Source organism: Bradyrhizobium sp. R2.2-H (assembly GCF_004346455.1).
GTDB lineage: Bacteria > Pseudomonadota > Alphaproteobacteria > Rhizobiales > Xanthobacteraceae > Bradyrhizobium > Bradyrhizobium diversitatis.
The window spans coordinates 26,925-39,948 of record NZ_SMBR01000018.1 but is presented as its reverse complement, the minus strand read 5'-3'; the positions used below and the strand labels follow the sequence as shown (position 1 = coordinate 39,948).

The 13,024-nt window shown below is 63.0% G+C and carries 17 protein-coding genes; 8 read left to right on the top strand and 9 right to left on the bottom strand.

The window, feature by feature from the left end:
• The first annotated feature begins 2 nt into the window (after positions 1–2).
• From EDE08_RS33345 to EDE08_RS33335, 3 genes are all read left to right on the top strand, one after another.
• Positions 3–1,730, top strand: a complete 1,728-nt coding sequence (locus tag EDE08_RS33345) for a chemotaxis protein (protein WP_131873746.1) — start codon at positions 3–5, stop codon at positions 1,728–1,730.
• A 152-nt stretch (positions 1,731–1,882) separates the two neighbouring features.
• The gene (locus tag EDE08_RS33340; protein WP_131873748.1) at positions 1,883–2,326 is read left to right on the top strand and encodes a hypothetical protein; all 444 of its coding nucleotides are present in this window, start codon (positions 1,883–1,885) and stop codon (positions 2,324–2,326) included.
• A 113-nt stretch (positions 2,327–2,439) separates the two neighbouring features.
• Positions 2,440–2,781: a hypothetical protein gene (locus tag EDE08_RS33335; RefSeq protein WP_245524970.1), complete on the top strand. Its 342-nt coding sequence runs from the start codon at positions 2,440–2,442 to the stop codon at positions 2,779–2,781.
• A gap of 10 nt (positions 2,782–2,791) precedes the next feature.
• Here the strand turns inward: EDE08_RS33335 and EDE08_RS33330 are convergent, their stop codons facing one another.
• Together EDE08_RS33330 and EDE08_RS38705 are read right to left on the bottom strand one after the other, a co-directional pair.
• Positions 2,792–3,157 carry a VanZ family protein gene (locus EDE08_RS33330; protein ID WP_131873750.1) on the bottom strand — a complete coding sequence of 122 codons (366 nt, stop codon included), beginning with the start codon at positions 3,155–3,157 and terminating at the stop codon, positions 2,792–2,794.
• 173 nt (positions 3,158–3,330) lie between these two features.
• Entirely contained in the window at positions 3,331–3,504 is a 174-nt protein-coding gene (locus EDE08_RS38705; RefSeq protein WP_165936310.1) for a hypothetical protein, read from the bottom strand.
• Between the two features lie 582 nt (positions 3,505–4,086).
• On the opposite strand from EDE08_RS38705, the gene EDE08_RS33325 reads away from it, so the two are divergent.
• The gene (locus tag EDE08_RS33325) at positions 4,087–4,503 is read left to right on the top strand and encodes a hypothetical protein (protein ID WP_131873752.1); all 417 of its coding nucleotides are present in this window, start codon (positions 4,087–4,089) and stop codon (positions 4,501–4,503) included.
• A gap of 363 nt (positions 4,504–4,866) precedes the next feature.
• Entirely contained in the window at positions 4,867–5,100 is a 234-nt protein-coding gene (locus EDE08_RS33320) for a hypothetical protein (RefSeq protein ID WP_245524969.1), read from the top strand.
• A 133-nt stretch (positions 5,101–5,233) separates the two neighbouring features.
• Here the strand turns inward: EDE08_RS33320 and EDE08_RS33315 are convergent, their stop codons facing one another.
• Entirely contained in the window at positions 5,234–6,454 is a 1,221-nt protein-coding gene (locus tag EDE08_RS33315) for a hypothetical protein (RefSeq protein ID WP_131873754.1), read from the bottom strand.
• Positions 6,455–6,956: 502 nt separating this feature from the next.
• Between EDE08_RS33315 and EDE08_RS33305 the strand changes: the two genes are divergently transcribed.
• Positions 6,957–7,196 carry a hypothetical protein gene (locus tag EDE08_RS33305; protein ID WP_131873756.1) on the top strand — a complete coding sequence of 80 codons (240 nt, stop codon included), beginning with the start codon at positions 6,957–6,959 and terminating at the stop codon, positions 7,194–7,196.
• A gap of 26 nt (positions 7,197–7,222) precedes the next feature.
• On the opposite strand, the gene EDE08_RS39290 is transcribed toward EDE08_RS33305, so the two are convergent.
• Entirely contained in the window at positions 7,223–7,462 is a 240-nt protein-coding gene (locus EDE08_RS39290; protein ID WP_197967443.1) for a hypothetical protein, read from the bottom strand.
• 521 nt (positions 7,463–7,983) lie between these two features.
• On the opposite strand from EDE08_RS39290, the gene EDE08_RS33295 reads away from it, so the two are divergent.
• On the top strand, positions 7,984–8,424 hold the full coding sequence (locus EDE08_RS33295) for a hypothetical protein (RefSeq protein WP_245524968.1): 441 nt from the start codon (positions 7,984–7,986) through the stop codon (positions 8,422–8,424).
• Positions 8,425–8,472: 48 nt separating this feature from the next.
• Here EDE08_RS33295 and EDE08_RS33290 read toward each other — a convergent pair whose 3' ends face one another.
• Both EDE08_RS33290 and EDE08_RS33285 read right to left on the bottom strand, forming a co-directional pair.
• A complete protein-coding gene (locus tag EDE08_RS33290; RefSeq protein WP_131873759.1) occupies positions 8,473–9,135 on the bottom strand; it encodes a hypothetical protein in 663 nt (220 codons plus the stop codon).
• Between the two features lie 64 nt (positions 9,136–9,199).
• Positions 9,200–9,937 (bottom strand): metallophosphoesterase family protein, encoded by a 738-nt coding sequence (locus tag EDE08_RS33285; protein ID WP_131873761.1) that lies wholly within the window; start codon positions 9,935–9,937, stop codon positions 9,200–9,202.
• 192 nt (positions 9,938–10,129) lie between these two features.
• Here EDE08_RS33285 and EDE08_RS33280 point away from each other — a divergent pair, with 192 nt between their 5' ends.
• Entirely contained in the window at positions 10,130–10,756 is a 627-nt protein-coding gene (locus tag EDE08_RS33280) for a transglutaminase-like cysteine peptidase (RefSeq protein WP_131873763.1), read from the top strand.
• A gap of 12 nt (positions 10,757–10,768) precedes the next feature.
• Here EDE08_RS33280 and EDE08_RS33275 read toward each other — a convergent pair whose 3' ends face one another.
• From EDE08_RS33275 to EDE08_RS33265, 3 genes are all read right to left on the bottom strand, one after another.
• The gene (locus tag EDE08_RS33275; protein WP_245524967.1) at positions 10,769–11,719 is read right to left on the bottom strand and encodes a hypothetical protein; all 951 of its coding nucleotides are present in this window, start codon (positions 11,717–11,719) and stop codon (positions 10,769–10,771) included.
• 460 nt (positions 11,720–12,179) lie between these two features.
• Positions 12,180–12,455 carry a hypothetical protein gene (locus tag EDE08_RS33270; RefSeq protein ID WP_061878779.1) on the bottom strand — a complete coding sequence of 92 codons (276 nt, stop codon included), beginning with the start codon at positions 12,453–12,455 and terminating at the stop codon, positions 12,180–12,182.
• A 76-nt stretch (positions 12,456–12,531) separates the two neighbouring features.
• Positions 12,532–12,894: a hypothetical protein gene (locus EDE08_RS33265; RefSeq protein WP_245311998.1), complete on the bottom strand. Its 363-nt coding sequence runs from the start codon at positions 12,892–12,894 to the stop codon at positions 12,532–12,534.
• Positions 12,895–13,024 lie beyond the last annotated feature (130 nt).

The window sequence follows — 13,024 nt, the reverse complement described above, 5'->3', positions numbered from 1 at the left end:
CAATGTCAGTCATTCCCGCCGACACGCTTGCCGAGGCGATCGCCGCAATCGAGGACGTCTCCTCGCGTATCGAGGACGTGTTCGCGCGCGTCGGTCACGAGCTCGGGCGCGGACATCTCATCTTCAAGGAGCTGAACCAGGGCCTCGCAACGCTTTCCTCGGAACTCTCCGGCGCAGAGATCGAGGGCGCCGCGACCGCGCTACAGGAGATCGCGGCGCGGCTCAGCGACCTGGCGCAGGCGCTGCCGGCCGAAAGCGCCCTGCTCGAGACGATCGGCAAGAACACGGCGGAGGCGTCCGCCTTGCTCAAGCCGTTGTTCAAGCACATCCAGATGATCACCATCATCGCCCGCAGCGCGCGGATCGAGGCAGCCGCGCTCGACGGCGATCGCGAGGGTTTTCTCGCCTTCACGCAGGAAGCCTACGATCTCGGCAAGGCCGTGCAGGGCGCGATCGAGGGCTGTGCGCGGGATCAGCAGCGCCTCTCGGAGGCGGTCGCCACCGCATTCGGCCGGCAGAAGGAGTTCGAGAGCCGCTACCGGCATCAACTGGCGGCGGAGAGCGCCGAACTCGGCTCCGCCTATTCCGGATTGCATGACCAGCGCCGCAACAGCAGCCATTTGGCCGACCGCGCAGGTTCCAGCACCAGGAAGATCGCCGAGGCGGTCGGCAGCGCGATCGTTTCCCTGCAGGCGGGCGACAGCACGCGTCAGCGTCTCGAGCACGTCTCCCATGGGCTCGGCCTTGCGTCTGGAGCCGCCCCGAGCCTCGTTCCCGAGCCGATCGCGAGCGATGACGGCGCGCGTGCGATCTGCCAGCTGCAGGCGGCCCAGCTCAGGGATGCCCAGCGCGAGTTCGGCGGCGACATCGGCCAGATCGTTCGCGCGCTGACCGCCATCCTGCACGATGCGGGCAGCGTCGTCGGGCACGGCCGCACCTTGTTTGGCGGCGAGGATGGCGGCTCGTCGTCGTTCCTGACACGCATCAAGCAGACGCTGGCGCACGCATCGACGTTGATCGCCACCTGCGAGGGGGCGGGCCGCTCGGTCGACGAGGCGCTCGCGATCGTCGAGGATACGCTGACGAAATTTCGCCAGGCGATCGCCGGGCTGGCCGAGGCGACGATCGACATCACGCTGATCGGAATGAATGCGGGCCTCAAGGCCAGCCATCTCGGCAGCCGCGGCAGCGCCTTCGTCGTCATCGCCAACGAGCTCAAGGCAACCGCCGACCATGTCTCGGTGGGAGCGGGGCGTTTGAGGCCCGTGCTCGACGGCATCGAGCGGTCGGCCGGGGAGCTGAAGGAGCTCCGCGTGCAGGGCGATCCCACCCAGCTCGCCAAGCTCGAACCGCAGATCCTCCAGGCACTGCGCGAGGTCGAGGCCGGCAATGAACGGCTCGGCAAGCTGATGAGCCGGCTCGTCGATGAAGGTGCGGAATTCGAGGGTCTGATGAATTCGGCGCAAGGCCTGATGACCACGCTCGGTGAAGGCTCCGCGGCATTGCCCGCGGTCGCGACGCGGCTCGAGGCCGCGAGCGCAGCCGCGCAACAGCCGCGGCCGCAAGCTCAGGACGAGGTGGTGCTCGACCGGCTCTTTGCGCGCTACACGATGGAACGCGAGCGCGACGTGCACCGGGAGTTCCTGCAAACCTTCGGGCTGGCGTCTATCGCCGCCCTGCGCCCGGTCGAGACAGTCGAGACCGCGGACGACGGCATAGAATTGTTCTGAGCTTGCTGCGGGCGAAGCCCCCTGCGCCGGCGGAAATTTGACGGATTGACTTTGCACGGCGTTAACCGTGGCGGAATGCTCGCCGCCGCGGTCATTGTCGCGGCCCCACGGTTCGTTGCAAATACGCATGGAATTCATGGGTGGATCTCTCCATGCTGAAAGAGGGCAAATACGCGGCGTGGTTCAGAACCGCGCAAGCGCAAGGCACCGGTATCGTGCATGTGGCCCAGGGTCGGATTTCCGGCAGTGACAGCTTCTTCACCTATGGCGGCTCCTATCAGTTCCATGACGACCAGCGGTTCACGGCCGTCCTCACCACACGGCGACATGCCGACGGCCCGCCGACCGTGTTCGGGCTCGACGAAGTCGAGGTCGAGCTCTCCGGGGTGTATACCGGCGCGATGGCGACCTGTTCGGGAACGGCCCGGCAAGCGCCTGATGTGAAGTTCGAGGTGACGCTGATCTACAGTCAGGAAGATCCGCCGGCTGCCGACGCCCGAAGCGCGGTCGTGAAGCTCAAGTCCGACAAGCTGCCCAAGGGGCTCGACGGCCGTTCCCGCCCGCGGCGTCCTTTCACGGCTGGCTCGCCCAAGTAAGAGCCAGATCGACGACGCCCCGCGCAGCGCAACAAGAAGCTCGCACCTGCCGCCCTGATTAGCGTTGCATTGACATTGTTGTTTCGAAGTCGCGTCGCAGCCGCACTGAAGCAATGCTGCCTTTACGAGCGAGAGCTAGTATTGCGGCCAGTCAAGCGTGGTGGAAGAACATGCCTCAAATCTGGATGACATACGACGAACTCGGTGCGCTTTGCGGCTGCGGCGCCATGGAGGCCCGGGACCGCGCCATCCATTCGTCACTCGATCGTCGCAAGAGCCGCGATGGGTTGACACGCGTCAAACTCGATCCGGCGCTGATGGTCGAATTCTTTGCATCCATTCGCGAGACGGATTTCGATCTCGATCTCGCAATTGAAGCGTTGCAGAACACCCATCGGCAGATGGCCGGACTCCTCGCTCCCTCCGAGTCCCGCAGCAGGCGTGGGGTGGCTTGAGCCGGCCGCCTTAGGAAGGTGGTCTGGGCAGGAACGCCAAGATCATCTGGGCGAGCATGACGCCCACGGTGCCTCCCGCCGCCTTCTGCAACACGTCGAGGAAGCCCGGATCGCGGTCGGGTATGAACGCCTGCATCAGCTCCAGCCCCATAGCGACCGCGACGACGAGAGAGCAGGCAAGAACGAACCGTCCGGGCAGCAGGAAGGAAAGCAGGAAGCCGAGCAGCCCGTAGGCGCTGAAGCGCTCGATCACGACGACCCAATAGGCCTCGTGATGCCCCATGAGCGCGGGTCTACCCGCCAGCCTCGCCAGGGTGGCATAGACGATCAGCGCAAGACAGATGCTCGCAGCCGCTATGAGGTGATTCCTGCGCATGACGCCAACATACAAGGTTTGGTTGTCCGTCAGGTTCGAAAGCCGAAAATATCGTTAAAGGGGTCTGCCGCACACGCCTGCTTTCAACGTGATACGTTCGGGCGGTTCGACGTTGCAGGCGGAGCGACAGGCTGGACGGAGTGCGGCGAGCAGCGAGCGCTGTCGCGCCGAAGTCAGGACTTCTTGCCCGTCTTCGGCTTCAACGAAAGGCCAAGCCGTAGCGCCATGCGCTTGACTGCATCGGGTGAGCGCCCGAGAATTTTCGCGGCTTGTTCCAGCGAGGCTGAAGACTTCGCCAGCTCCATGAGCCGTCGGTCTTCCTTGAACGACCAGGGCCTGCGCGCCATAACAAAATGATCCTCTCGTCGACACAACGACAAAGCCGCCAAGCGGACCCATATTCGCTCGACGGCTTTGCTTGGGCGGGGCCGGGCCTTGGGGAAGCCCGGTGCGAGAGAGGGATAAGGAAAGCGTGAAAATTCGCAACAAACAACGCAGATTAAGCTAACCTCTCAACCTTACCGGGATGAAGTTGGTGAATGACGCTCCGTATAACCACGGATGTTTCGTTAATGTCGTCTGCAACCGGGCAGCGATCGCATTCGAAATCCGTCGAAGCCGTCTTCATCAATATCAATGCGAAGAGCAGACGTGCTCGGCCACCGTGCGCTTGCCGCTTGCCGAGAGGAACGCGGGATTCGGCTTTCGTCTTATGTCCACCCATGCCTAAGATCTTCTGCACATGAACGAGAGAGATCAGGGGCTGCCGCCGCGGACGAAGTTCGATGGCTCCAGCTTGATTCCAAGCAGGAAGAGGCTTGGCTGGCCTGGATCGCACAAAGCCGGTTGGAGCGGGAGCACGCTTTAAGCTTTGTTAACTATGCCTGACCGATGGTAGCGGCCCAGATCTCGAATGTGGGATGGCCCAAATGTTTCAGCTGTTCCTGAGAGCGCGCGCACACAATCTTCTCGGCTCCCGCCGCGAGGACAAGGGTTTCAAGGCCCGCTCCGTCGAGCGTGATGCGGCAACCGACCGCGTGCGGATCGGTGCTGTGCTGGCGGCGATTGAAACGGCATTGCAGGAGTCGGAGAGGGAGCAGGCCGGGCTCAACCGGCGCGTTGACGATGCCCTTGCGCGTGCATCCGTCACGTTCGGAAACGGGACCGATGAATATCTCGAGCGGGAGCCGCTCGACAATCATCATCAGGATCTCTTCGCGGCCGACATCTCGAACGGCCAGCGCCGGCTCAAGGAGTTGGCAAGCGCCATTGCTCACTTGAAGTTCGTCAAGACCGCGATGCTCACGCGTTTCCCGGACTTCAAGCCGCCGCAGCTCGATAGCTGATATTGCGGATCTTGCTGCGCGCTCTGCAGCCATCGTTCGCCTCGAGATCAGGACGGAGTGCGCGACAGCAGTCTCAACGGCCACGGACGCCGAATAGCCTCATCCTGAACCGCCAGCGCCGAAAGCGGACGCTGCACATGGAGAGGAGGCGCGTAAGCGCCGTCTCGAAGAACAGGCGTGCCGTCAGGATGCCGCCAACAGCCGTATGCGGCACGCGGGGCAGAGCGCGTGACAATTCAGCATCGCTTTGCGGTTTGGTGCTGTGATCCTTTTTGCTATGGTTCCGGCAAGCATTCACGGATTTGAAGGAGAGCAGAGGTGCCGGTCAGAAATCTACAGACGTTGGTTGGATTGGCAGGTGTCTTGACCCTGGCTGCGCCGGCGACGGCTTCGGCCATCACCGCCGAAGTGGCGCGCGCATGCGATGCTGCGGTCGCCAAGGCCTTTCCGCCCAGGCAAATCGGCAATCCCGCGGCCGGCAGCGCCAAGGGAACGGGCAAGGATCAGCGCGAATACTTCCAGAAATGCGTCGCCAATAACGGCAAGGTCGACGACATGCCGGCGGATGCGCCAAAGGACAACAAGCCGTCCAAATAGAAAACAGAAAGGCGGCGAGAGCGTTTTCGAGCGAGTGGATGACGGCTCGCTTGAAGAAGATGTATCGAGACAGGAATCGAGGGCTTCGGTTCCGAGACAACCAGAACCCATGTTGCTTTGGCGTCGTGTTGCGTTAGCGTCGTGGCGGCGGACAGGGCGAGTAGAACGCGCCGTTCGCCGCGTTGATGCGTTCGACGCATTGGTTGGGATCGGTGATCGTTCCGGCCACCGTGAAGTCGTAGCCCATACCCTTGACCACGACGATGTAACGCCCGGGCGCGAGCGCAAAACCGTCCTGCTCCGGTTGCAGCAATAGCATTCTCGACTGGTCGTCGATCGGACCTACCTTGTAAGGGTAGGACATGCTGCGGATGACCCAGGAATCGCCGGCGCTGACCATGGCCGCTTTGCCGGTGGCATCGACTGCCATCGACCGGGAGACTTTTGCGATCACCCGAACCTCGGTCCCACCTGCATCGACACCCCCGTCCGGCCTGAACACGATGAATTTGACGTCACCGTCCGGCAACGTGGTCACGCTCGGCGCGTTGATGGCTGCCGAGATCGCGACGCGCCGGTCCGGAATCTTTCCGGGCACCGGCTTGAGCTCATGGAGTTGGCCCTCGCTCAAGGCGTAGACGCCGAACGTGGTCGGCAAAGGCATCGAGGGGTGCGCAATCGGCGCCGGCTCCTTTGGGTTCTCCGGCGTTCGTTCCAAGGTCTCGCCCAGCGAGGGACTCGTGGTCGGTTGAGGCTCCGAAGTCTTCGCCCGCTCGGACGGCGGCGCGACCTGCGACAATGCGGTCAGTTGTGTCCTCAGCCGTGGCCAAGAGACGATCGCGGTCCCGGCGCCCGCAATGAGCAGGAGGATGGCGGTCAATCGAATGGGAGAATTGAAGGCCCCCCGCTGCTTGGGATGATCGGGCGACCTCGGCGATGCGACAGGACGACGTGCCGTTTCCGCAGCCATAAAAGGGGTCGGGAAAGCCAAAGCAGACGACGTTGGAATGGGCGGGGGAGTAACCCGCGCGTCAGGAGGGGCGTCGACTTGCGGAGAATTCGACGCGACGGTGGCACTCGCCTTTGCTGATGAGGAAGTTTCGTCTCGCTCGAAGGACCGTTCGACCTCCCGAATGGCGCGTTCGAGGACCTGCTGGAGCTCTCGTGCTTCCCACGCACTGGCGGGGGTGAATTGTTCCAGAAGCTTGACGCGAGCCAACTCGTAGACGATATCCCGCATCTGCTGCGGGTCGTCGGAGATCTCGCGAATCCGCCCCGATAGCAGGCGGACGAGTCCGGCCTTAATCTCTTGCGCCTTCGAGGCGTTGGCTGCTGTGTCGCCGGTCTCGGTCATCAAGGCCGATCAACTAGCCCGGATATTGCTGTTTCGCTAGGCTTTTCACCCCGGCTCCCCTCGGCCGGGGTGAGCGCTCTATGGCCGCCCTGCAAAGGTCCTGCGCGATCGTCTCGAAGCGCTTGCTTTTGGGCAGAAACCTGTGACATTTCGCCCGGCTCCTCATTCCGGTGTTTGACCATGCGCGGCGTTTTGACAGCAACCATGTTTTTGGCCTTCCTGGTTCAGTCCGCTTCTGCGCAAGGGACCAAGGATCGGCCAACACCACCAGTTCCAGCATCATCACGACCCCGACGAAAAAAGCGCAGACCACCCAAGCTGCGTCCCGGCCGACCGCAATCCGGAACGTGACGGGGAGCCTTCCTGCCGGAAGGGCCGCCCAAGGCGTTTGGAGGGATGGCAAGCTGGTTGCCGTGCCCAGGTGAGGTCACGCAACGAACGGTCAAGCAGCCGTGAAGGAACGGTGCCCGCCTCCCTGGCGTTCTTGATCGGGAGATATCGCATGAAACGATTGGTTTTGATCATATTCGCGTTTGCCGTCCCTGCCAGCGCTTGGGCCCAGGGCGTCAATGACCCCTCGACGCCCAATCGCAACGTGATCATCGTCAACCCCTCGCAGCCCGCACCTCCCAACGCGACTCGGAATATTCCGAGCCGGATCGAGCCGCCGGTCACGAGCGGCGGACGCGCCCGGCCCTATCACGGGAACAGGACCCGCGGGAGCGGGTCGAGCCGCTATTAGCCGCTTCGGCGGCGCTGTGAGACAAACTATTGTGGGTTGACCTCGACCTCCAGGGTAGAGGTGCCGGGGTCGTGCCGGTTTTTGCCCGAGATCAGCAGCGTGAACCTGTCGGCACCGCGCGCCGTGCTTTCGGCCGAATAGCGGAAGCCGGACCCGACCACCGCCAATTGCCCTCGCGATGGTCCGCTCACGACCGAGACGTTGAAGATCTGCATGTACGACCAACGTAGCCCTTGGATGCAGTCGGCTCCGGGTTCGATCGACATCGTCCACCTCACCGTATCCTGCGATAAGGCGAACGGCGTCCGTTCCTTGATGCAGAGGGGGCTGGCGTGCGGCGCGGGGCCAGATATGACCGAAGCCGCAACGACGACACCTGCCAGCAATACCGGACTTGCGCGCATTCTCAGCAACTCCACGGGGCGGATGCCGAAAGTTAGCAGCAATGACCTAATGAGGTCTTAGAGCAGAGCCGTCTGCCCTTGGGCCGATCCCGTGACGCGGATCTCAGGTCCTTCGATCATCCGGTTGGCCTCTCTCCGGACATGCCATTCTGCCCCTGTTTTGCCCGACAGGTCAATTTCTTTTCGGAAAACTGTAACTCCTTGATTCGACTGGCTCCGGCTACTGTGCATGGGGTTGTTTTTCGATTTTTTGCGGGAAGGCCCCCAGGGAAGCTCGCCCGCGAACTGGCTTTCCTGCCATCGGCAAAGGTGTAGGCTGAGGAATGGAAGACGAGGACATTGGCCGATGGTCGTCCTTGTCGTTCTGTCAGGGAGGCACCAGCGTGCGAACGGGTCGACGTGGCCACTGTGAAAAGCGGTTTGGGAAGCTGTCGCGGACGGTCGCAACCATCGCCGGTATACTCGGCCTTGGTCTCGCCTGTCCGGCCTTGGGTCTCGCTCAGACCGAACTGGTGCCCTCGCTCAACGACTATCTTCCATCCAGCGAGCCGGAAGTCACGCGCGACGAATGGCGCCAGCGGATCGAGGACGCACGGCGCCGCGCCAAGGACGTCTTGCGCGAGCGGCGGGAGCATCCCGAGCTCTCCAAGCCCATTCCGGTAGATCCGGACCTCGTCGCGACTGAGAGCCTGCTCAACGATGAAAGCCTGCAGCGAGGCGACATCGTCACGACCAAGAAGGGCATGTTCGTCTACAAGGGGCGATCCGATCAGCCGCGCCGCGATGAGGACTTTGTGCCCGTCAATCCGAAATCGGTACGCTGAGGAATTCGCTGCAGCCCCGGGCGCGATAGCCACAAGGCCGGCGCGGGCTCAGTACCGCCGCAAGATCTCGTTGAATTTGGGATCGGTGATCTTCGTCGTCTCCAGCAGCAGCGATTTGCCTTGCGGTGTTGCCTGCACATAGGCCGCGATCAGCAGAGGCTCGTAACGCGAGCGACTGGCCAGCGCCGACCGGATGTCGGATTGCGCCAGGAGCTTGATCTCCTCATCGGTCGCCGCCGCGCTCGACGTCACGGTCCGGACGCGAGAGAAGGCAACGTCGATCGGCACCGATCCGGTCAAGTAGGACATCTTCACCGCCGGCGTGACCGCTTCGCCGGATTGGGCCTGTAGCATGCCGAGCGTGAGCCACAGCGCGGGCCGGATCGGTGAGATTTTCAAGGCAGCCAAGACGGCGGCCTGGGCTGCCTCGTTCTCGCTGGCCCTACCGCCCGCCGCGGTCGACGGACCTTGAAGAACGTCAGCGGCCATCGCCGCCGCGTAGTTCGCAAGCAGATCGCCATCCCATGAAAACGCGGCCAAGCCTGCGGCGGCTGCCAGCTTCGCCTTGTCGGGCGGAAGCTTGCCCGAGAACAAATCGCCGGCGCGAAAGTTCGACCTTGTCAGATCGCCGTAGAACGCCATGCCGGCGTGAAGCGCCAGCACGATTGCGGTGCAGATGCCGACGACGCGAAGCAGGATCATGCGGTTCATGGAGGAATTGACGAGGCCTGTGCGGGCGGGCCCGACGACGGGACCGAGGTCTGGCCAGAGCCCTTTAAATTGCCAGCAAACTATCGCCCTGGATGGTCAGCAGCGTCAAGTTTCCGGTCGCGTAGGCTCCGGTGTCGATGTTGATGCGGTTCGGGCGGATATCGGGCGCGCTGACCGGCGTATGACCGTGAACGACATATTTGCCGAAGCGCTCCTCGGAGGTCAGGAATTCCTCGCGTATCCAGAGCAGATCCGCATCCTTCTGGCGATCGAGCGCGACGCCCGGCTTGACGCCGGCATGGACGAAAAAGAAGTCGCCGCAGGTAAAGGAGGAAGGCAATTGCTGGAGGAAGGCCAAGTGCTCCGGCGGCAGCGCACGTTTCAGTCCCTCGATCAGTTCGACCTGCTGCTCCGCGGACGGATTCATGGTCGGCGTGATGCCGTAGGAGACCAGCGTCAGAAGGCCGCCATAGTGGCGCCACTCCTGCAGGCGGGCCGGGTTCTTGAGAACCTCGAGCAGGAAGACCTCGTGGTTGCCCTTCAGACAAACCGTCTCGTGCGATTTCGAGCGTTCGATCAAAAGATCAAGAACGGCGCGTGAGTCCGGGCCGCGATCGACATAGTCACCGAGAAAGACCTGAATGGCGCGTTCGGGGGCCGAGCGGGCAAGATCGACGTCGATCACGGTTAACAGCGATTGAAGCAAATCGGCACGGCCGTGCACGTCGCCGATCGCATAGACGCGAACGCCGTCGGGAAGCCGAGGCTTGGTCCTCTTTCGAAAATGGCTGGAAAAACCCATCAGGTCGGTCGAATCGCTTCTGGCGTCACGAGCGGATCATCGCGACCGCTCTTAGCAGAAAAGTCACACTTCGGTATTCTTAATTATTTCCGACCGCTTAGCCCGCATTTTGATTAAAGGGTCGCGCGGCGTTTGAGCCGTATTTCAAGGCGTCTCACGTAGCGTCCCCTCAACAAGAACGGGGAGCGCAACATGCGCAAAGTCGTGAAATTCCTGGCGGCCGTGGCCGCAATCGTCGTTGTTGCGGGGGTGCAGCAGAATGCGGACGCCGCGTTCGTCGGCGCGCCCATGGGGCTGCGCGGTGCCATCCAGTACATCAAGTTCGACCGGCCGACGCTGGCGCCGATGGCGTTCACCATCTTTTGCCTGAAGTACAAGGACGAGTGCAAACCGCGGCCGCAACAGATCGTCTTCCGCGGCGGACGCCTGAAGCTCACGGCCCAACGCCTGGCGCAGATGCAAGAGGTCAACCAGCGGGTCAACAGCGCGATCCGTTCCGAACCCAACCTGGAAGGGCTGCGCGGCGAAAAGTGGCTGCTGCATCCCGCGAGCGGCGACTGCAACGACTACGCCGTGACAAAACGCCACGATCTGATCGCCAAGGGCTTCCCGGCGCGTTCGGTGCTGCTCAGCGAGGTCGTGACCTCCTGGGGCGAGCATCATCTCGTGGTCGTGGTGCGGACCTTCTCAGGCGATCTCGTGCTGGACAATCTCTCCGGCCATATCATGCCCTGGTCGAAGAAGCCCTATCGCTGGGTCCGCATTCAGTCGCCCAAGAACCCGAACTACTGGGCCTCGCTGGGCGATCGCGCGGTCTGACGGACTGCGCCTCTATCGTGATCCGGATTGGCTGACGCTCTGCGACAGCCCCAGCCCCACGATCACCGAGAGACACAGGATTGCTGCCGGGCGCAGCAATCCGGGACCTGCAAAGCTCTGGACGAGCGCAAACAGAACACAGGCCGCGGCTGCCGCGGGAAAGAACGAGTCGCGTCCGCGCTGCAGAGCGCCGAAGACCAGGCGGACCAAAGCGATCAGGCTCACTGCTATCATGGCAGCCAACCCAATCCATCCCATCCCCGCAAAGACGGCCGTGGCCGCCGAGGGCGCGTTCAAGACAGCTCCGGCATCGCTCTGATAGATCCTGCCCACCGCAGCAAAGGTCCCGGCACCAGCGCCGAACCAGCGAGTGTCGGCCAACATGCGCTCGAGGGCGGCCTTGGTCTCGGCTCCCATCTCCGGGACGAGCCGCATCAGGACCGGTCCGGAGCTCTGCTCGAACAGGAAGGAGAGCACGATCGCGGCGCCGACCAGGGCTGCCACCGACAATGCGCTCGCGGCCAATGGTGACAGGTCCAATCTGCGGATGACGAGGATCAGCAGCATCAGCACAACGCCAAAAGCCGCTGCGATTGCGCTGTTCGTTCCGGAAAACCCAAAGATCGCGGCGGCGCTGACCAAAGCTCCGACCAGGCCGCAAAGGCCGATCGCGGCCGAGCGCAGCACCGAGTGATGCGTTTCGGCCCGTTCAGCGGCGAGCTGAATGACCGCCAGATTGAGCATGAGGCCAAGGCCGGCCAAGGTCGTTGTGAGGTCATGCGGTACGTCTGCAGCAAACGCCGGCAACAGCCGATGCAAGTCGAGAATCAAGGCCGCAACCGCGGCTACGCCGCTCAGCACAAAGAGGATCAGCTGGGCACGGCTGCGGTTGCGCACGACTACGACGGTGACACCGAGCAACGAGATCGCCGCAAGTGCCAGCAGCAGCGCGTTCAGGGTCAAGCCGATGTCGGCTGTGATCGGCCCGAGCGGCAGACCGCCGAGGACATCGTGAGCGCTCGCCCAGATCGGATGCGCCGAGCTGAGCGGAAGAGGGACCAGTTGGCCGGCGATACACAGCGGAATGGCGATCAGGATCCACCGGCCCCATGAGGTCGCGCGAACATAGTGATCGTAGCCGGCCTTGCGCGTGCTCGAGGCGGCCGCCAGCAAGCTCAGTGCTGCGGCCATCGTCGCGAGCTGTGTCCCGAACTTGACGCCGGCGATTTCGAGAGCGGAAGCGGAAACGATGGAAACGATGAGGGTAAAATAAGCGAAGGACAAACGGCGCTCGAAGGGAATCCTGAAACGGTCAGGTCACCATACAAGCGAGCGGTGGGTTTTCAAGCAGAGGTCTTTGCCGGCAACCCGCCTGGCTTTCGCGCGCCCTGCGAAGGCTGGTGGCAGCCTCAGCCCGGCGTCATCAGCGCGCAGACTTGACCGGGCGGGCGAATACGCGCCCGGTACGCGCGGCAGCAAGGCCAAAGCGGGCCCCTGACCCGAAGAGATAGCCACCCTGCAGAGCAATGGCTGCGAACACCATGCCTTTCAGGCTCTCGATCACCGTGAGACCGATCATCAAGCCGACCGGGACGGCGGCGAGCAACATGACGAAGGTCAGCGGCACCAGCACCAGGACGCGAAAGCGCTGCCCCAGCACGGCACCGACGAGAAAGCTGAAAATCAAAAACGCGGTCATCCGAAACACTCTCCGTGGTCCGGACACTAGGTTTCCCTCCCTAAAAAGACCCTTAAGTTGTATGGCTAAATTTGGCCTATTGGCTGCAACTTGCCAGCAGCGAATGATAGGCCTCCCGCAGCCCGTTCAGCGCTACTACGCCCCTGATCTCGCTGTCGCCTTCGCTGACCGCCACGGACAGCGAGGCCGCTGTCTGCCACTTGCCGGCGGCAAAGGCAGAGACCTCGTCCGGTAGCAGCACGGTAGCGCCTGCGGCCGCCATGCGGGCGTCGAAGGTCAAGGTGCCGCCGCCGGTCGCAGCGATCGTGACCTTCGGGCGGCTCCGTGGCGGGAAGGGCCGGATCAAGGCCACCATCACGTCGATCTTGCCCTGTGGCGCACAGCGGACGATCAGGCCGGCAAAGTCCGGATCCGACTGCGCCGTATCCGCGGTCTTCATGATGGCGGCGAAGCTCTCGCCGTCCTTGGCCCCCTGGGTCCGGGTTAATTTCCAGACGGAGGAGGGGGCCGGTTGGGCGACCACAACAAGTGGCGCTTCGTGGCACGACGATTCTGGGCTGCCGGGGCAG

Bases quoted from the DNA above. Each gene is read 5' to 3' on its own strand.
- EDE08_RS33315 (WP_131873754.1), bottom strand. From the start codon at position 6,454: ATGACCGAGACCGGCGACACAGCAGCCAACGCCTCGAAGGCGCAAGAG.
- EDE08_RS33265 (WP_245311998.1), bottom strand. From the start codon at position 12,894: ATGAAGACCGCGGATACGGCGCAGTCGGATCCGGACTTTGCCGGCCTG.
- EDE08_RS33305 (WP_131873756.1), top strand. From the start codon at position 6,957: ATGAAACGATTGGTTTTGATCATATTCGCGTTTGCCGTCCCTGCCAGC.
- EDE08_RS38705 (WP_165936310.1), bottom strand. From the start codon at position 3,504: ATGGCGCGCAGGCCCTGGTCGTTCAAGGAAGACCGACGGCTCATGGAG.
- EDE08_RS33345 (WP_131873746.1), top strand. From the start codon at position 3: ATGTCAGTCATTCCCGCCGACACGCTTGCCGAGGCGATCGCCGCAATC.
- EDE08_RS33290 (WP_131873759.1), bottom strand. From the start codon at position 9,135: ATGAACCGCATGATCCTGCTTCGCGTCGTCGGCATCTGCACCGCAATC.
- EDE08_RS33285 (WP_131873761.1), bottom strand. From the start codon at position 9,937: ATGGGTTTTTCCAGCCATTTTCGAAAGAGGACCAAGCCTCGGCTTCCC.
- EDE08_RS33325 (WP_131873752.1), top strand. From the start codon at position 4,087: ATGTTTCAGCTGTTCCTGAGAGCGCGCGCACACAATCTTCTCGGCTCC.
- EDE08_RS33330 (WP_131873750.1), bottom strand. From the start codon at position 3,157: ATGCGCAGGAATCACCTCATAGCGGCTGCGAGCATCTGTCTTGCGCTG.
- EDE08_RS33270 (WP_061878779.1), bottom strand. From the start codon at position 12,455: ATGACCGCGTTTTTGATTTTCAGCTTTCTCGTCGGTGCCGTGCTGGGG.
- EDE08_RS39290 (WP_197967443.1), bottom strand. From the start codon at position 7,462: ATGTCGATCGAACCCGGAGCCGACTGCATCCAAGGGCTACGTTGGTCG.
- EDE08_RS33335 (WP_245524970.1), top strand. From the start codon at position 2,440: ATGCTGCCTTTACGAGCGAGAGCTAGTATTGCGGCCAGTCAAGCGTGG.
- EDE08_RS33280 (WP_131873763.1), top strand. From the start codon at position 10,130: ATGCGCAAAGTCGTGAAATTCCTGGCGGCCGTGGCCGCAATCGTCGTT.
- EDE08_RS33340 (WP_131873748.1), top strand. From the start codon at position 1,883: ATGCTGAAAGAGGGCAAATACGCGGCGTGGTTCAGAACCGCGCAAGCG.